Source organism: Gottfriedia acidiceleris (assembly GCF_023115465.1).
GTDB lineage: Bacteria > Bacillota > Bacilli > Bacillales > Bacillaceae_G > Gottfriedia > Gottfriedia acidiceleris_B.
Window position 1 is genome coordinate 3138153 of the sequence record NZ_CP096034.1, and the last position, 17741, is coordinate 3155893.

Annotated in this window: 21 protein-coding genes; 4 read left to right on the forward strand and 17 right to left on the reverse strand. The window is 31.3% G+C overall.

The window, feature by feature from the left end; genetic code table 11:
* Positions 1-152 precede the first annotated feature (152 nt).
* Complete coding sequence (locus tag MY490_RS14875) at positions 153-1904, forward strand: glycoside hydrolase family 13 protein (RefSeq protein WP_248266409.1); 1752 nt, start codon at positions 153-155, stop codon at positions 1902-1904.
* A 190-nt stretch (positions 1905-2094) separates the two neighbouring features.
* Here the strand turns inward: MY490_RS14875 and MY490_RS14880 are convergent, their stop codons facing one another.
* From MY490_RS14880 to MY490_RS14930, 11 genes are all read right to left on the reverse strand, one after another.
* A complete protein-coding gene (locus MY490_RS14880; RefSeq protein ID WP_248266410.1) occupies positions 2095-2529 on the reverse strand; it encodes a GNAT family N-acetyltransferase in 435 nt (144 codons plus the stop codon).
* Positions 2530-2552: 23 nt separating this feature from the next.
* Positions 2553-4328, reverse strand: coding sequence for an ABC transporter ATP-binding protein (locus tag MY490_RS14885; RefSeq protein WP_248266411.1), 1776 nt, complete (start codon positions 4326-4328; stop codon positions 2553-2555).
* A 157-nt stretch (positions 4329-4485) separates the two neighbouring features.
* Positions 4486-4641: a hypothetical protein gene (locus MY490_RS14890; protein ID WP_248266412.1), complete on the reverse strand. Its 156-nt coding sequence runs from the start codon at positions 4639-4641 to the stop codon at positions 4486-4488.
* 307 nt (positions 4642-4948) lie between these two features.
* Positions 4949-5383, reverse strand: coding sequence for a hypothetical protein (locus MY490_RS14895; RefSeq protein WP_248266413.1), 435 nt, complete (start codon positions 5381-5383; stop codon positions 4949-4951).
* A 159-nt stretch (positions 5384-5542) separates the two neighbouring features.
* Positions 5543-5779, reverse strand: coding sequence for a hypothetical protein (locus MY490_RS14900; protein WP_248266414.1), 237 nt, complete (start codon positions 5777-5779; stop codon positions 5543-5545).
* A 77-nt stretch (positions 5780-5856) separates the two neighbouring features.
* Positions 5857-6108, reverse strand: coding sequence for a hypothetical protein (locus MY490_RS14905; RefSeq protein ID WP_248266415.1), 252 nt, complete (start codon positions 6106-6108; stop codon positions 5857-5859).
* A 300-nt stretch (positions 6109-6408) separates the two neighbouring features.
* Positions 6409-6687, reverse strand: a complete 279-nt coding sequence (locus MY490_RS14910; protein WP_248266416.1) for a hypothetical protein — start codon at positions 6685-6687, stop codon at positions 6409-6411.
* Entirely contained in the window at positions 6674-6991 is a 318-nt protein-coding gene (locus MY490_RS14915) for a hypothetical protein (protein ID WP_248266417.1), read from the reverse strand. The genes MY490_RS14910 and MY490_RS14915 overlap by 14 nt, the downstream gene beginning before the upstream one ends.
* An 18-nt stretch (positions 6992-7009) precedes the next feature.
* Complete coding sequence (locus tag MY490_RS14920) at positions 7010-7636, reverse strand: hypothetical protein (RefSeq protein ID WP_248266418.1); 627 nt, start codon at positions 7634-7636, stop codon at positions 7010-7012.
* On the reverse strand, positions 7590-8237 hold the full coding sequence (locus tag MY490_RS14925; protein ID WP_248266419.1) for a hypothetical protein: 648 nt from the start codon (positions 8235-8237) through the stop codon (positions 7590-7592). The genes MY490_RS14920 and MY490_RS14925 overlap by 47 nt, the downstream gene beginning before the upstream one ends.
* Complete coding sequence (locus MY490_RS14930; RefSeq protein ID WP_248266420.1) at positions 8215-8469, reverse strand: helix-turn-helix domain-containing protein; 255 nt, start codon at positions 8467-8469, stop codon at positions 8215-8217. Before MY490_RS14930 ends, MY490_RS14925 begins: the two co-directional genes overlap by 23 nt.
* Positions 8470-9037: 568 nt before the next feature.
* Here MY490_RS14930 and MY490_RS14935 point away from each other — a divergent pair.
* Positions 9038-9607 (forward strand): tyrosine-type recombinase/integrase, encoded by a 570-nt coding sequence (locus tag MY490_RS14935; protein WP_432707012.1) that lies wholly within the window; start codon positions 9038-9040, stop codon positions 9605-9607.
* A gap of 404 nt (positions 9608-10011) precedes the next feature.
* Entirely contained in the window at positions 10012-10701 is a 690-nt protein-coding gene (locus MY490_RS14940; protein ID WP_248266421.1) for a hypothetical protein, read from the forward strand.
* 111 nt (positions 10702-10812) lie between these two features.
* On the opposite strand, the gene MY490_RS14945 is transcribed toward MY490_RS14940, so the two are convergent.
* Positions 10813-11220, reverse strand: a complete 408-nt coding sequence (locus tag MY490_RS14945; protein ID WP_248266422.1) for a DUF3888 domain-containing protein — start codon at positions 11218-11220, stop codon at positions 10813-10815.
* A gap of 208 nt (positions 11221-11428) precedes the next feature.
* On the opposite strand from MY490_RS14945, the gene MY490_RS14950 reads away from it, so the two are divergent.
* Complete coding sequence (locus MY490_RS14950) at positions 11429-11839, forward strand: DUF3888 domain-containing protein (protein ID WP_248266423.1); 411 nt, start codon at positions 11429-11431, stop codon at positions 11837-11839.
* 107 nt (positions 11840-11946) lie between these two features.
* On the opposite strand, the gene MY490_RS14955 is transcribed toward MY490_RS14950, so the two are convergent.
* From MY490_RS14955 to MY490_RS14975, 5 genes are all read right to left on the reverse strand, one after another.
* Positions 11947-13506: a recombinase family protein gene (locus tag MY490_RS14955; protein WP_248266424.1), complete on the reverse strand. Its 1560-nt coding sequence runs from the start codon at positions 13504-13506 to the stop codon at positions 11947-11949.
* A 57-nt stretch (positions 13507-13563) separates the two neighbouring features.
* Positions 13564-15288 (reverse strand): ABC transporter ATP-binding protein, encoded by a 1725-nt coding sequence (locus MY490_RS14960; RefSeq protein WP_248266425.1) that lies wholly within the window; start codon positions 15286-15288, stop codon positions 13564-13566.
* Between the two features lie 325 nt (positions 15289-15613).
* The gene (locus MY490_RS14965; RefSeq protein ID WP_248266426.1) at positions 15614-16108 is read right to left on the reverse strand and encodes a hypothetical protein; all 495 of its coding nucleotides are present in this window, start codon (positions 16106-16108) and stop codon (positions 15614-15616) included.
* Between the two features lie 277 nt (positions 16109-16385).
* Complete coding sequence (locus MY490_RS14970; protein ID WP_248266427.1) at positions 16386-16718, reverse strand: hypothetical protein; 333 nt, start codon at positions 16716-16718, stop codon at positions 16386-16388.
* 466 nt (positions 16719-17184) lie between these two features.
* Positions 17185-17727 (reverse strand): DUF1572 family protein, encoded by a 543-nt coding sequence (locus MY490_RS14975; RefSeq protein ID WP_248266428.1) that lies wholly within the window; start codon positions 17725-17727, stop codon positions 17185-17187.
* Between the last annotated feature and the right edge of the window lie 14 nt (positions 17728-17741).

Sequence of the window (17741 nt, forward strand, 5' to 3'; positions counted from 1 at the left end):
TAACTTTTCTTTTAGACTCTAACACACATTCTACATTTATTAAACTGAATATTTAAATAAATAAGTCTTGAAAACAATTGACATTGAAAACGTTTAATTATACTCTTTTTTTAGGCAAACGATTGTCTAAATTACGAAATGGAGGTAGCATTATGTTAAAGGAATCCATTTATCACCGCCCTAAAAACAACTATGCATACGCTTACAATAACGAAACGCTTCATATACGTTTACGTACAAAAAAAAATGACATAACTTCTGTTAATTTAATACATGGTGATCCATATGATTGGAAAGATGGGGCTTGGGTAATTAATAAGACAGAAATGAAAAAGAGTGGTAGTACAGAATTATTCGATTATTGGTTTATAGAAATTAAACCTCCTTTTCGTAGACTACGATACGGTTTTGAGATTAGTAGTTTAGATGAAACGATTACATATACTGAAAGAGGATTTTATGAAGAAATTCCAACAGACGATACAGCTTATTACTTCTGCTTTCCATTCTTAAACGAAATAGATGTATTTAAAGCACCAAGTTGGGCAAAGGAAACAGTATGGTATCAAATTTTCCCAGAGCGCTTTGCGAACGGAGACCCATCAATCAATCCTGATGGTGTATTAGCATGGGAAAGTGAAGAGCCTTCTACAAACAATTTCTTTGGGGGCGATTTTGAAGGAGTTATTCATCATTTAGATCACCTTGTAGAATTAGGAATTAATGGAATTTACTTTACCCCAATCTTTAAAGCATTCTCAAATCATAAATATGACACAATTGATTATATGGAAATTGATTCACAATTTGGTACGAAAGAAACGTTTAAGAGATTAGTAGATGAGTGTCATAAAAGAAATATAAAAGTTATGTTAGATGCTGTGTTTAATCATAGTGGTTATTTCTTTGAACCCTTCCAGGACGTTTTAAAAAACCAAGATAAATCAAAATACAAGGACTGGTTCCATTTAAAAGAATTCCCCATTGTAACTGATCCGCTGCCTAACTATGATGCATTTGCTTTTGTACCTTCAATGCCAAAATTAAATACTGAGCATCCTGAAGTTAAATCCTATTTATTAAAGGTTGGTAAATACTGGGCCAAAGAATTTAAGATTGATGGCTGGCGATTAGATGTTGCAAATGAAGTAGATCACGCATTTTGGAGAGAATTTAGAAAAGAAATTAAAGCAATCAATCCTGAACTTTATATTTTAGGAGAAATTTGGCATGATTCAATGTCTTGGCTTCTTGGAGATCAGTTTGATGCGGTAATGAATTATCCTTTTACAAATGGAGCATTAGATTTCTTTGCAAAGGATAAAATTAATGCTGAAAAATTTACGAATATTATTAGTGAAGTACTTCATTCGTATCCTCAAAATATTAATGAAGTAGCTTTTAACTTACTTGGAAGTCACGATACTTCTCGTGTTTTAACAGTTTGTAACGAAAATATTGATAAATTAAAGCTTTTATACACATTTCAGCTATCATTTCCAGGAGCTCCATGTATTTATTATGGAGATGAAATCGGCATGACGGGTAAACAAGACCCAGACTGTCGTAAATGTATGATTTGGGATGAAGAACGTCAAGATCGTAAACTATTTAACTATATCCGAACATTAATAAAACTTCGAAAAAAATATAATGCAATCGGTAGTGTCGGTTCATTTAACTTTATCGAAGTAAATAACGATAAAAACGTCATTGTCTATTCAAAAATATTTAATAATGATACATTTATTTTTATCTTAAGTAATAATCCTAAAAAAATTACCGTTAAAACACCTGATTTATTGGTTGGTAAAACTATAATAAATGTTCTAACAAATAAAAAAGAATCATATAATACTGAGTTTACACTTAACAGCTTTGGTATTAAAATTTTAAAACTTTAGAATAAAAAATGTGTCTCAATACAATGTCCATCATTTGTTTTGAGGCATCATTTCTTATTGTAATAAGGTAGGGCGGAATACAGAACCGACATCAAAGTTTCAAAATAGCGAGCCCCCCTCTTCCTTTTCATATAAAATATCAAAACTAAATTATAAAAAAAACCCTAAATAAAATTAGGGCTTTTTATACTTATTCAATATTTTTACTAAATGAATAAGATAACTTTTTATACTCCATTTTCTGTTCATAAAAACGATGCGCATTCAATCTTTGGACACCGGATTGTAGTGTTACTAATTGACATCCATTTCTTTTTCCAAAATCAGAAATAAAATCTAGTAATTTCTTACCGTATCCATTTGAGCGTTTACTTTCATCCGTCACTAAATCGTAAACAAATATATGTCTACCATTATAGAAATTGGTTAATATACTAATTCCAGCGACTGCAACCGGCACTCCTTGATCTTCTAACCCAAATAATTGATATCCTTGTTTTTGCATTTCTTCGTACAGATTAAAAAATGACTCTTCATTTAAGTGGGTACGAAGTTGTTTTAATACTTCAAAGCCTTTTCTTAACTCTTCTTTTGTTTCGTAAAGTTTTATTGAAATATTAGTCATTCTTACACTCCTTTTTAATCTTTTTACGATACACTAATTACATTTTCACCGGTTTCTGCTTCTCTTTTAAATAATCTTGAATAAACGCCATCTTTTTCTAATAAAGAATGATGCGTACCTTCTTCGACTACTTTCCCATTTTCGAGTACAACGATTCTGTCCGCTGTTAATACGGTAGATAATCGATGTGAAATGACGATGACAGATTGTTTTGATTTTCGCTGTTGAATCGCTTCATTTATTTGCAACTCTGTAATCGGATCTAAAGCCGAGCTTGCTTCATCTAAAATAAGAATAGGGGAGTTTTTAACTAAAGCTCTTGCTAATGATAATCTTTGTTTTTGACCACCTGATAATAATGCCCCTCGTTCACCTATTGATGATTCTAATCCTTCTGGTAATGAATTTAGATAGTCTGATAATCCACTATCTTTTAGAGCCTGAATCATTTCTTCATCTGACACTAATTCATTTCCTATACGAATATTATCAGCTAAACTACCATTTCTTAGCTGTACATCTTGCGAAACAAATGAGATTGCATCTCTGATCCACTTTGCATTTGCTTTTTCAATTGGTAAACCATCTACTTCTATTGTTCCATTATTTAACGGATAGAAACCTAATAATAAATCTACAATTGTTGATTTCCCAGCGCCACTTGGTCCTACTACGGCCACTGCTTCTCCTGGTTTGACATGAAATGACAATCCATTTAACACAAATTCTTCCTTCGTTGGGTAGGCGAATTTAACATCTTTAAATTCAATTAACCCATTAACAGAATTTAATTTTTCACCTTCTTGCACTTCGAATTCCGAAACTTCTTCAGCTAATAATTTTTCAGAACGATCTAATGCTGGACCAGTTCTCCGTACTGATAGCCAGTTTCTTAGCATTCTTTGAATTTCATTAGCCGCAATGGTCACAAGTCCCCCTGCCGTATACATTTGTCCCGTTGTGATTTGATCATTTGAAATGAGTAAAACACTTATAAAATAGACAGCAGCTAAAGCAAATCCATTATAGCTACCGATTACGACAATTGATTGCATTCTTGCTTTTAATTCGATAATTGATTCCTTCATAAATGACTTACGGATATCTGCAACACTTTGAATTTCATAATCCGTTGCACCAAGAATTCTCGAAAGTTGGATCCCTGTAACTGATTCTCGTAATCTTTCTAAATAACGAGACGCTTCAGTTCTAGCTTTAGCCGAAGCAATTCTAGTACGAGCCCCGACTTTATTAGAAGTCCAGTAAAATAAAACACCTAAAACAACACTCGTAATCATTAAATAAGGATTAATCCAAAGTAAGACAATACTATATATAAATACTCCTTGCACAGAAGCCATAAAAGTAGAGCCTTCCCATGCTAAAAAGTTATGCAGTGTATCTGGGTCATCAGAAACCCGTGCTAATAATTCACCAGATTTAGATTGATGAAAATATGAATAAGGTAGAATTTGCAAATGCTTAAATAAGCGTAGTTTTTGCCAGTTTGTAACCGACTTAGCAACATGATGACAAAAATATTCATCAATAACCATTAAAATTAAATCAAGAATTGCTGCAATAACAAGCAACCACATTAATCCCCATAGTAGTGTATTGTCATGATTAGGAATAATATGATCAATTAACCAGCCAGTTCCTAAAGTTGGTATTAGAGCTGCACAAACTTGGCTTAAAGCAATTACAAAGGAATCTGCAAATACCCATTTTTTATGAGGCTTGAGAAAGTTTATGACTCTTTTTCCATCGCCTATTTTTTTAGTCTTTTTCTGCATCATACAGCACTCTCCTTTTCTAGTTCATAACTTTTTATATACTGTATAGTTTCGGTCATCATTTTATTATTATCGATATTTTTATTTTGGCTATATTCCCAATATACAGAATTAATTGTTTTAATACAAAAAAAAGAAGCTACCACATTGGCAACTTCTCTTATTCTGATTCTCTATTTAAAAGTGATTGAATGAAATATTTAAAATTAGGTTCTCCAACAGTAGTAATAGTACAAGTATAACCATTAATTGTTCTTACTTCCGTTCTTACTTCTATTATCTTTTCTTTTTTTAGTGTTTCCTTCATAGCTGTCATTATCCACTAATCTCCTATCTGTTTAATAGCTTCATGTATTAAACAGGTCAAGAACGAAATTCAGACATAACTACGTTTAAAAAATTACCAGTACTGAAAACCGTAATATAGTCGCAACTGTAACGCATCGACTAATTAAATAACTGGATAATGTATCTATTTGTCATTACCATTGCTTCTATTATAAACAGATAATAAACCGTGCGATTATGATCGCACGGTTTATTAAAAGTATCTACAAAAAAAGAACCGTCAAAAGACGATTCTTATATAACTAACGCATGTTTTAGTTGTGTAAGAAAATTATTTAATTTTGTATATCTAACCTTCTTAATACAATGCTATCTATTTTATCTTTCCAGTAAATTTCATAATATACTTCTTTTTCCTTATCAAGGAACTCACATCCACCACACTCTCTTTTTTTACCATGAAATTCACCAGATTGATTTAATAAAAAAGTTTCACCTCCGATTGTTCCATGATTATATTTAATCAAATAGTGCGAGTTTGATTTAACTAAATCTTTATCATATTTTCCTTTATATTTTATAGTTGTTTGATATAAGATATCAGTTCCCGCCAAAGTCATTTCGTGTATAACTTCCCAATTATTGTCGACTCCTTTAAAACTAACCGTCTTGCTACTAAATAAATGATTTGCAATTTCTCCATGTGCTGAAGCAGTTGAATAAAATAAAAACATTAAACAGAAAGTAGTAAACGCTATTTTTTTTTTCATTTAAAAATCTCCATTTTTTATTTAATATTCAACTGATTTCTAGACTTTATACTTTTCAAAGCATTCAATCTTTTAACTATCCTGCCATTATGTTGAATAAAAAAAACTGCCGAAGCAGTCATTCATTGTTCAACTAAAGCATGCGTTAGTTACACAAGCTTATGTAGATTTTTTTTCAAGAACATCAAGTAATTTATCTAATTTATATTCTATATTTTGTAGTAATTGTCTGTTTTTAGCTTGATTTCTAATTCTTCTTTTTAAAAGGAATCCTAGTATAGTTATAATGCCAATAACTATTATCCAAAAAACAATTGGGGCAAAAGCAATCACAGGGTCGTAGATTTCAGTTGTTTCTGTAATCTTGCCCGTAACATCTCCTGATAATAAATACATATTTTTCCTCCTAATAGTTTTTCTTGATAATAGGATAATTCGTTAAAAACTAATTAACTCTTTTGTTCAAAATTTTTTTAACTAAACAATAAAATCCCCCATATAAATATGCCTAATAAAGTAATAATGAATAAAAATATTAACCATTTTGATTTTTGAATGATAAAACCTATATATATCCAAAGTAATGTAAGAACCGTGAACCATAATTTTTCTAATCCACCATCCTGAAAGGCTTCAAACGTATGTACGTTTATGAGAAAGATAAATAGAAGACACAACAGTGGTGCTTTGTTAGATTGATTTTCTTTCTTAATATTCTTTTCCAATGAATTTTAACTCCTTTGAAAACTTACTCAACAAATGTAATTAATTAATTATTTAATTATTTAATTCAATAAAACATCAAAAAAATCCTTTTCTTATTGAACTAAACTTCCATTAATTGAACGAGGTACACTATAACTGAAAAAGAACTTTATATTTTTTTAAAAAAAGAAGCCTGTTACAGCAATCGAGTAGTACGGTTATCCGTGAACTACTTTTTAAATCGCTGTAACAGGCTTTTATAGGCATTATTAGTTTTGTATTTTGAGGTGAAGTATAGCTGATTGGCACAATATCAGCTATTACTTATTTAACTCTGTAATTACTGCTTCTAAATATACAGGTTGTAAATCTGCCATTCCTAAGAAGAATTTCTTAAGAGTTATTGCATCAATACCTGTAGTTGTAGCTAACGCTTCAAGTTCATCTTTAATAAATTTTTCATACATTAATTCACGTGTTTCTTGCATCTTTAATTCACCGCCTTTCAATAAAAAAGAATCAAACAAGTAATCATATCCGATTCTTCGAATCGGATCGTGATTAAAAGTTGATTCATTCATACAATTATTTGTTTTCAAATTCTCTATCTAAATCTGCTTTTATCATTTCTTTGATTGTTTTGACTCGTTTTGCTTCTTCTAATTGGTTACGTTGTTCGATGTACTTTGCTTTTTCTTGTTCATACATATGGTCATACTCACGTTTAAAATCTTCAGCTTTAGTAATCACATCATAAGCACCAGCTAACTTTTGTCTGCTAGTTCCATTTAACGCTTCTTCATCAGTAACTGCTAATCCGTTGCCTAGATTTATTTCAGCGTGTCGTTCTTTCTGTTGGTCATATCCTCTTGATAAAGTCATAAACACAGGTTCGTCTTTCATCTTTAATTCTCCATTCATTTATTGTTTGTGATAGTTGTAGAGTGCATCAATCTGCAATCTTTCAGGAACGGGTGTAAATCTTAAATCAGCTTGTGATTTCATTTCACCTTTAAAAGCTGATTTACTAGCTTGAATCAGCAATAAATAATCCTGGTAAGTTCTTAAATGATTCGTGTAGTTAGTAGTACACTCTACTAATCCTCTTACATACTGTTCTTGTAGTTCCTCTAGCTTTTTCTTAGTGTCCTTCTCTACTGATTCAAATTCAGATAAGAACGCTGGTAATACTTCTTTGACCTGATTAACAGTATTTTCATCTATGAATCTTAGTTCTTCCATCGCTTCTTGAACTTCTTTTCCTTTATCAGATACTTCTTCCTGTAAAGATTTCACCAATTTCATATATCGTTTAACTTCGTTAGGCTGGAATGCTTCCTTTAGCTTTATCTCTTTAGATAGCTTATCTTTCGCATCGTAAAGCCTTATATTGATAGTTGAATATTCTTCATTTAACTGAACTACATCATGCTTTAACTGTTCTTTGTATCTATTACTATCATCTAGTATCTTCTTTACTTCCTCTATAGGCTTCATAGAATCACCTTTTCCCCAGTTTCTTTTCAATTTCTTCAATAAGTTCTTCAAGTTCTTCACCTTCTATAACTGAACATGAATCATCTTTAATTACAGCACGTGCATATTCTTCTATAACGTTCTTAGTTGTGTAGAATTCACTTGAATCTATCTTTTTAATAGCACAATAAAATTCTAGTCCTAAATTAACTAATGAATTAATTAAATCTGCTGTACGTGTCGTATCACCTTCAGTAATTACTTGTCTGTAGTCCGTATCAGCAAGTAACATAGATACTTCAAATAGTGGATTCATTCTGAATGCTTCTTTTAACCATTCATCTTTACTATCCTTACGTTCCTGAAGTAATGAATCTATACCCATCAGCTTCATGAACTGTTCAATTGCCTTTTCTGATGCACCTTGCTTAGTTGCATTAGCTATTACATTTTGTCTAATAACATCTAAGTTATCTTCTACATCAAATCCAAATTCTTCTTTTTGCAACCTTTTATATTCAACTAGGAAATTAGGTTCTTTCATCTTACTATAGTACGTGTTCGGACTTATTTTCAGCCTTTTACACATATCACGGATGCCTTCACCTTTTAACTTCGATTGGAAAAACTCATTTACTAGAAAACTATCTCTAGAATCTAATTCCTCTTTCATTCCGTTGGTTCACCTTCTTTATTGCCTGTTCTAATTCTAATAATTGAACTGTAGTGATTCCGTACTTTTGCTGTAGTGTTTTGAAAATCCTGTTTTGTCTAACAGGTGTTATTGGAAGTAATCCATTTTCAATTTTACTTAAAGTAGATTGGTCTATTCCGAATAGTTCAGCCATATCTTGCTGACTAACTTGTAAAAACAATCTAACCTTTTTTAACATTTGACCGTTCAATTTATATCAATTCCTTTGTCATAATTTATGAGTAAAATTCCAATAAAAAAGAACACCAGCAAACCGAACGCTGATGTTCTGTGGAATAGGTAAGTGAAAAAACTAAAGTAAAGATGCCTTGTCCAAGAGGTGAAATTGGACTAAGTAAGGAAAGAAAATTAATAAACTTCCCTTACACCTATTACTCATAAAATATGATAAAGATAAGCCAGTAAAAATTATTTTATTAATTGTAATTATCCGTGCGATCATAATCGCACAGGTAATTACTTGTTATAACTTCAGCTATCATTTTTTTAAAATCGCATAATAAAAATGTATTTCAAATTTTTTTAAATGGCTTGATTCAGATATGGATGCACCGCGTACCCAGTGGGTAGGTGTCCTGATGTAATGTTGAATATTAATAATCAAATACAGCTACACATCCGAATGTATACATTTACATAAAAGTTTACATTCAATTCATTGTATTTATTGATTTCCTTTTGTATTTAAGATAATATAAAAACATCTTAATAAAAGTATACATTCAAAACATTGATAATACTGAAGGGAACGATACATAATGACTAAGGAACATATAATAGATGTACAGCCAATAAGAACTATAGAGGATATAGACAGTATGAAGTGGGCATTAAAACGCCACGCTTCAGAACGTGATTATATGCTGTTCCTATTGGGAATCAATACAGGATTACGTGTTAGTGATATTCTGAAGTTGAAAACTGCTGATATAGTGAAGTTAAAAGGAAAAAAGCGTAAGGAACTAACTATACAGGAAGGTAAAACTAAGAAGAAGCGTGTAGTAAATCTAATGAGTATATATGAAGAATTGTATGCCTATGCTGTTCAGAATGCTTCAGAATGGCTGTTTCCTAGTCGTAAAGGTGATAAGTCCATATCTGAAATTCAAGCATACAGACAGCTTGTAAAGGCTGGTGAATTCGCTGGATTAGAGGCTATTGGTACTCATACGATGCGTAAAACTTTTGGCTATCACTTATACAAGAAAACTAAAGACGTAGCTATTCTTCAGGATATATTGAATCATTCTACACCAGCTATTACATTACGTTATATAGGTATAAATAAAGATGAAAAGGATAATGTGTTAGATACGTTCGTACTGTAGGGAATCTGATTATATCAGGTTCTTTTTTTGTACTGCTGGATAATGTCATGCTGTTTCTGTCACTCATGCGTTCCCTGTGTTTGGTGCTGTTTTGCTGTGTAGATACTTTTAATTATCCGTGCGATCATAATCGCACAGTTAATTACTTGTTTTCACTGCAACTTAAATTCACCCATTTTTTAATACTGATTTATAGATATTTAGATAGTTTAATTAAGTAGTTCCTGCTGGTGGCTGTACATTATACAGTAATACTATAAGTATTCCCGTTAATGTTTTACAGTATTGTATCCGTATGTGTAATTAAATTCCTAGCAATAAATAAAAAATATTTGTCTGTTAACTCATTTTTTACCTGTTCAGTATATGAAGCAATCGCTGGACTAGGAAAGGAATGAAGTACAATGATGAAAACATTATTTACTACTAAGGGAAAAGAAGCTAGAAGTAGATTAGTAGCTGAATCCCACTTGGAACGCTTAAATAATTATCACGGTGAAAAGAAAGCTAATTTTATATTAAAAGTAGAAATGGCATATTGGGAATCACGTAAGGAACTGAACCTACAACCTTTATATGACGTGCTAATAGGTGATTTAAACCGTAGTGCTAAATGGTATGCTAAGAAATTCAAACAGTATGGAATCCCTGAAGGTGAATTTCTCAATGAATATCTTGAAGAATTATTTAGACACGTTCAAACCGTTCCACCACATCCTTCATATTACTTTTACGAATCATTTAAACCATTATTGAAGTATAGAAGTATTGACGTTACAAGACGTTACACATCTAATCAAAAACAATTTGAAAGAAGCATGAAAAGTTTAGAAGCTATTCAAGAAAAGAAGAAAAAGGATACGATTATAGATACATCCATGAATGTAGAACTACAGGTGATGGTTAAAGAAGATATGTTAAATAATGAGATGCTAACGGAACAGGAACGCCAATTACTAAAAGTAATGCATATGTATCCTAATTTAAAGAAAAATGAAGTATGTGAAGCTGTCGAAATTGAACCTTATCAATACAGCCGAATAATTAAAAAGATTTCTGCTAAACTGTCCGATTACAATTTTAACAAAGAATAAATAACTAACCGTGCATCGATCCGATGCACGGTTATCTTATAAATAAAAATATACTACTAACCAATAGTAACACCTTACACTTGAATTTCCTTATATATATATCTTGTTTGATTACTGTATAATCATAGGTTTTCTACATATCTTTGTGTAATCTTCATTCTCGGCTATTTTTCTTACATTTATATTTTTAATAATCCAATCTGTTCGAGATTTGTTTTCAACCGTCAAAGTAAACAGGTGGTATGGAGGCATTATTGCCCTTTCATATGTGACAAATTGATAAATTATTTCATATCTGTATGCTTGTTCTGGCTTCGTCTTAACTTCTACAACTTTACAAAAATGAGATAGGTACATATCTCCAAAATAATCATTAATTGCTTTTGATTCTAATGGGGATAAAAATGTATAAATTATATCTTCAAGCATCATTTCATAACGTGAATTATCCGTTTCAGCTTTAACAGGTGATAATGTTATAAAAGTAATCAGACAGCTAATCAAAGCGATTTCCCTCAAATTTAATACCTACTTTCTACTATATTGGTAGGTATTTTCTCCAAATGAAGAACTTGCATTCTTATTGAACTATCCTGCTAGTTAGAAAATTAAATTAAAGCAGCCCATCGTTGTTCAACTATCTAATGATTTAGTTACATAAGTAAATACATTATTCAGAATAGGTAATAATACAATTAAATATTCGTAAAGAGGTGTACAAAAAAAGATGAAAAAGACTGCTTTTATACTATCCACTCTTCTGATTATATTTTTTCACACATCAACCGCTTCAGCAGATAAACCAAATCAAGATTCCGAAGAACTTCGATTACAAGATATGCTTATGAATATGCTAACGCCTTATATCAGAAAAGATTTGGATAAATACTATCATCCAAAGATTTTAAAGGACTTTTCTCCTCAAGTAAGTCCACAGAACATTGAAGTGATTGAAACAAAAAGATTACTTCACTTCCGTAGCTTTATATTGGAAATTACATTTGAAATTGAACCTGACGATGGTGGACACCACGTTTTGGTTGGTAAGGATAGAATGACTTACCGTATTTCTTATGGACCAGAGGTGGAGTTAATAAATCACACGCACTTAAAGACCTATAAATCCCCTAACAACTAACAGTCAGCTATTAATTAGAATTTGGTGGTTTCTACTTTAAAGTGTGTATCAAATTTAACATAGATTTTAACAATATTAACCACAAAAAAAGAGAGAAAAGTTCTCTCCTAGTCAATAAATTCAATTTTAATTTTAAATGGATAATACTTACGCTTTGCCACTTTTACACCTAGCTTTGCAATATCTTCGGGCATTATCCTGCTATATCTAATGCACTTGATAATGGTCTTAAGTTTCTTATTAATTTCCGCTGTAGGTTTTTTCTCGATATTATCCAATACATCTACATATCTTTCATATTGTGATTGAATATTAGTTACATCCGTAGCTTCTAAATCTTTCTGTAGGCTTTTTATTTTGCCTTCTAGTATATTTATATTACTCTCAATCTCTGCCTTCTTATTAGCAATCTCCTGTGATGTGAATAAGCCTTGTAAAGCTAAATCTAAAAGTCTTTCCTTTTGTACTTGTTCATGATGTAAATGTTTTTCATACTGTGATAGTGTTTGTTGCTTATCATTTATAATGCTACTGAAATCATTATTAAGCATCTGCTGTAATAACTGCTTGTAGTTATCTTTATGCTTTTTTAATTCATCCAATACTGCCGTTCTAACTATCATTTCATCAATACCTGCATTTTGACACTTACCATTAGTTGACGTTTCACCTCTACATTTTTTATAGACATATTTATCACTGTCTTTAGAAATCTTAGTATAAACCATTTTACAGCCATCTATGGCACATACTAATAAGTCCTTCAATGGTAATATATCTCTTGCTTTACGTTCCCTAATATTTAATTGCTTAGTCTTAGATTCCATCATTGATTGAACTCTATCCCATTCTGATGGATTGATAATTGCCTCATGCGTATTAGGAATATAAAATTCTTCTTTAACACGGTTCTTTGGTTCCATGAAGCCTTTAGATTTCTCTATCACTTCATGCCATTCTTTGAATACTGTATCGCCTCTATAAGCAGGATTTGATAATATCTTGCGTACTGTAATGATAATCCATTGTCCTGTTCCTGTTACCGTAGGAATTTTGTTTAGATTGAGATAGGTTCGGATTGCTTGAGTTCCATTACCTTCTAAATACAGCTTATAGATAAGTCTTATTGTTTCTGCTTTAGTCTTATCAACCTCTAATCGTCTTGTACTTGCATTTCTAATGTATCCATAAGGAACTTTACTTCCAATCCATTCGCCTCTTTGTATACGAGTTTTCATATTGTATCTTCTTCTAAGTGACATTGTATTACGTTCATATTCTGCTGATGATATTGAATCATCATACATCTTACTATCCATTGGAATAGATAAGTCTAATTTCTGGTAAGGTGTATGTAATGGTAATTGGTATCCTTTGAGTAATTGCTTTACTTTGAATCCTAATTCACCATTACGACTAATTCTATCTAAATGGATTACAAATATTGCTGTAAACTCATCTAGTCTATTTAGTAGGTTGTTTAATTCTGGTCTTTCTATTGTTTTACCACTTATAATATCATTAAAAGTTTCATAAGTATGATTACCTTGTTCCATATACTGCTTAACAATTGTCATATGATTCTCGAAGGTATCCTGTTTATCCTTCTCTTTTGAAATCCTTAAATACACCCCATAATGATGCTTTTGTTCTTGAAGATAATTCATTGTATATTCACCTCAATTACAATGATAACACCATCCTTTTATACAGGATATAAGAAATTAAGCTAGTTCACTGTATTGTGCCATATATAATTGATAATACTGACCTTTAAAAGATAATAATTCTTCATGTGTTCCTTGTTCAGCAATACGCCCTTTATCTAATAATAAAATACAGTCCGCATCCTTTACTGTTACAAGTCGATGTGCAATTGTAATTGTTGTACGACCTGGAATTAACTTTTCAAGTGATGATTGTACCTTTTCCTCTGTTTCTCCATCTAATGATGAAGTAGCCTCATCGAAAATTAATACTGGAGGATGACGTAATATTGCCCTTGCAAGAGCTACTCGTTGTCTTTGACCACCAGATAATTTTAGGCCTCTTTCACCAACAATCGTTTCAAAACCTTCTTGTAGTGACTCAACTAAATCAGATAGGTCCGCTGCCTCAACAGCAAGCCGAAGTTCTTCATCAGTTGCATTAGGTTTGGCATATAGTAAATTTTGCTTTAATGTACTATTTAAAAGAAATGTTTCTTGAGAAACGACACCAATATTTTGGCGTAAAGATTGATAATCATGAGAAGATAAATCTTTACGATCAACCGAAATCGATCCTGAAGAAGGCTCGTATAATCCGAGTAATAACTGAATTAAAGTACTTTTTCCTCCACCGCTTGAACCAACAATCCCAATATGTTGACCTGCTCTAATCGAGAATGAAACATCTTTTAGGACTTCTTCAGTTGAATTTGGATAAGTAAATCGAATATTATTAACTTCTATATCACCTTTTACTTCTCCAAATTTCGGTAGATCATCAGGTTGTTCGGCAGGTAGGTCAAAGTATTCATATATTCTTTGAAGTGCTGGAACTGCTTGTTGAATTGTTAATGCATTTTCAGCCAACGAGCGGACAGGCATAAACATTGTTGGGATAAATCCTAGAACAGCAATTAATGTACCAACTGTAATTTCATGCTGCCAGATCGAGTATCCACCAATTAACATAATGACACCTGGTGCACCATTATTAAACACATTTCCTAAACGCCAATTAACCTTCCCAATTAAAGCCAAACGAATAGCAAATCTTTTCCAAACAGACAGCTTATCTTCTAATTTTTTATTTTCTTTATCCTGTGTTTGAAATGTTCGCACTAGACGAACAGATTCAATACTTTCTTGAGTGTGATTATATAAATCAGCACTCATATCACGAGCTATAGCCCCCATTTTTCTTACTTTTTTACCAATTAAAAATGAAGGAACTAAATAAATTGCAAATACAATAAGCATGACCACAGCCGCTGGCCAATATAAAGGAAACACCGCTATAAATGCTGCAATTGCCGCAATTACTTGTTGAATAAAACGTGGTATAACTGTATTATTCAAGTTTAGAACAGACTCTACATCATGCGTTAACCTAAATAACATATCCCCTCGTGGTGTTGTCGAAAAAAACGTCATCGGTGCTTTTTGAAGCTTTGTAAATGCACGTAATTGCATATCTGTAATTACATCTAGACCAATTTTTACTTGAATAAATTCTTGTAATGATTCAAAACCGACCTTAAATAAGAATGAAAGCATAATCCCTAAAATTAAATAAAAGATAATTTTCGAATCTGGCCCCCCAACAATCTCATCGACCAATTTACCAGTCAAAATCGGCGGAATGATCGAAAATGCGCCAGCAATTAATGAACATGCAAAAGCAATGAGAAATACTTTCCAATACGGTTTAAAATGATTAACTGTTTCAATTAAAATTTTCATCTATTGCCATCCCCCTAACCTGTAACATTTTACAATATTTTCTAACTATTTTCACTATTAAAATTTTTACCAGTATTAAAGTAATGTATTTAAAAATGGATTTGGTGCGATATTTTTGTATGTTTATGTTGTGTTTCTCCCAAAACTACTTTCCATTCTCAGTTCTTCGTTATTCATTGATCTGGTTTCAAATACATTTTAATCCTTCAATTATTCTATTTCTTCATTAAATTGATTGAACATTCGTACACTATTAGTCTTATGGGGCATAAAAAAAATCTACAACTTGTGTCGTAGATTTTAAGATTATTTATTGTCAATTTTTTTATTTCAAAATTTTAAAATCGTATGAATGAACTGTTTTCCCTTTTACTGACGACAAAATTTCATCTAATCCCTTCATTTGAACTACATTTGTTTTTTTGCCAGTTTCTAGAGAATATTGTTCAAAATAATATTTTACTTTCTTTTTGGAATCATACCTTACTACAAACATTGAAGCCTTTTTGAAATATGTTTGCTCTCCATACCGATACGGACCTTTTAGTGGATTTTCAATTGTAAATTTCTTTTTCACTAGATTACTAGTAGTGTCCATTGTGTAAACTTCACCTAATCCATTTACAAAGAAAAGCTCCTTACCATAAATATAGATTGAATGATTAAGGCTGTAAGGAATTGTTGCGGTCAATTGATTGATGGTTTTATTTTTATATGAAACAAGTGTGATCATATCTTGCTTTAATATTTTCTTATTTATTCGCACTAGTACTTCATTCTCATCCTTCAAATTCCCTTGTTTTCTTTCTTCAAGTACCATGTAATAATAATTTTCATCATTAATAATCTGTGACCTAGGACCGTAGCTGTCATAACCATTTCGTTTTTTAAACTGAGTTAAATCTTTTATTTTTAGTTTGTTGTCATCGAAACCAACTTTACGTAAATGACAAGTCTCATTATCTTTTGTTAAAATAAGTATTTCATTTTTATCAACACCCGATGTAGAAATAGAATGGGGGATATTTCCTTTTTCAAATCCTTTGTCATTTCCATATATTACATTTGAAGAATAACCATTTTTTACAAAACCTGAATTAAAAAATAGTAAAGTAAAGATTTGAACTTTTTAAATATCCTGTTAGATCTCCTGTATGTTGATACTTCATTTTAACTTCTTTATATTTATGACCAATTAAACGTGGTGTTTCTTTATCCTCTAATAATAGGCCAGCTTCTCCTAACCCAACGCTACCAAGTTCCAATCCTTTCATTTTATACCCTCTAGCTACACCGTCATCATCAACAAAGATTACGATACTGATCCCTCGATTATCCTTATCCTGGTCTGCTGTAGAAGAATAATATAAGACGGCTTGTTTATCGTCTAAAAAGTCCTTCTTTTGAATGGTCTCCTCTTTTATTAGCATAGCTAATAGGTGTTGCAGATAAGACTAAACTAGCTGATAAGACACTTACTCCGAATAATTTTTTCATTTTAAACATCTCCTTTTACAAATAATTTTCTATATTTGAAATAGAGAGTGATATGTGTTGTTTATTAATTTTTACTGTCGAATCATTCATCACAATTCTATACAAGAATATTATATAAGGAAAACTTTACTAACATTTACTAAATTTTAGTCGCTTTTGTGACACTTTTTAAGTTCTTGAAATGTGGATAAACAAAATTCAATCCGTAATAGTGCAGGGTAAAGTGAAAGAGAAAGCTTGAAATTTTTAAGATAAATTTGAGAGCTTTTAGGCGAAGACAGAGAGCGTAGTTGCAATTTTATTTTTACTAAAATTGACTACTACGACGAACTTACTTCACTGCTGCCAATTTATACTTTCTTAATACGTAAAAAAAATCTACAACCTAGGTCGTAGATTTTAAGATTTTTTATTTGTTTCATTTAATTTGTTTACTAAGAATTCTTGAGATTTTCCTTTTGGAATACTCAAACTCTTAAATTCATCATTTTTTATTAATTTAGCTATATAAACAATTTGACCAATATGATTTCCGTAATGACTAATTTGTCTTTGAATTGCTTGTAAAACAGTATGATCTTCACCACGAATTTTAATCGTTTTTAATACATCTTCTTCTTGTAGACTTTTTAGCGTGTTAAAAACAACATTCCATCCTTTATTCCAATCAGCTAATAACTCATCCTTTGAATGATAAATCCCTTCAAACTCAACATCACGATTTCGCCATGGTTTTTCACCATCCGTCGTGAGAAAATCCGTCCATCTAGAAATCATATTACCACTTAAATGCTTTACAATTATAGAAATACTATTCGATTCACTTGATGGTTGTAAGTGTAACTCCTCATAATTTAGCTGATCCATCGAACGTTCACCAAGATTTTTTATCCCTTTGAATTCCTTTAAACTATTCGACAGAAATTGTTTTGCGATTGACATACTTGACCCTCCAA

Bases quoted from the DNA above. Each gene is read 5' to 3' on its own strand.
- MY490_RS14875 (WP_248266409.1), top strand. From the start codon at position 153: ATGTTAAAGGAATCCATTTATCACCGCCCTAAAAACAACTATGCATAC.
- MY490_RS14880 (WP_248266410.1), bottom strand. From the start codon at position 2,529: ATGACTAATATTTCAATAAAACTTTACGAAACAAAAGAAGAGTTAAGA.
- MY490_RS14885 (WP_248266411.1), bottom strand. From the start codon at position 4,328: ATGATGCAGAAAAAGACTAAAAAAATAGGCGATGGAAAAAGAGTCATA.
- MY490_RS14890 (WP_248266412.1), bottom strand. From the start codon at position 4,641: ATGACAGCTATGAAGGAAACACTAAAAAAAGAAAAGATAATAGAAGTA.
- MY490_RS14895 (WP_248266413.1), bottom strand. From the start codon at position 5,383: ATGAAAAAAAAAATAGCGTTTACTACTTTCTGTTTAATGTTTTTATTT.
- MY490_RS14900 (WP_248266414.1), bottom strand. From the start codon at position 5,779: ATGTATTTATTATCAGGAGATGTTACGGGCAAGATTACAGAAACAACT.
- MY490_RS14915 (WP_248266417.1), bottom strand. From the start codon at position 6,991: ATGAAAGACGAACCTGTGTTTATGACTTTATCAAGAGGATATGACCAA.
- MY490_RS14925 (WP_248266419.1), bottom strand. From the start codon at position 8,237: ATGAAAGAGGAATTAGATTCTAGAGATAGTTTTCTAGTAAATGAGTTT.
- MY490_RS14935 (WP_432707012.1), top strand. From the start codon at position 9,038: ATGACTAAGGAACATATAATAGATGTACAGCCAATAAGAACTATAGAG.
- MY490_RS14940 (WP_248266421.1), top strand. From the start codon at position 10,012: ATGATGAAAACATTATTTACTACTAAGGGAAAAGAAGCTAGAAGTAGA.
- MY490_RS14950 (WP_248266423.1), top strand. From the start codon at position 11,429: ATGAAAAAGACTGCTTTTATACTATCCACTCTTCTGATTATATTTTTT.
- MY490_RS14955 (WP_248266424.1), bottom strand. From the start codon at position 13,506: ATGAATTATCTTCAAGAACAAAAGCATCATTATGGGGTGTATTTAAGG.
- MY490_RS14960 (WP_248266425.1), bottom strand. From the start codon at position 15,288: ATGAAAATTTTAATTGAAACAGTTAATCATTTTAAACCGTATTGGAAA.
- MY490_RS14965 (WP_248266426.1), bottom strand. From the start codon at position 16,108: ATGGTACTTGAAGAAAGAAAACAAGGGAATTTGAAGGATGAGAATGAA.
- MY490_RS14970 (WP_248266427.1), bottom strand. From the start codon at position 16,718: ATGCTAATAAAAGAGGAGACCATTCAAAAGAAGGACTTTTTAGACGAT.
- MY490_RS14975 (WP_248266428.1), bottom strand. From the start codon at position 17,727: ATGTCAATCGCAAAACAATTTCTGTCGAATAGTTTAAAGGAATTCAAA.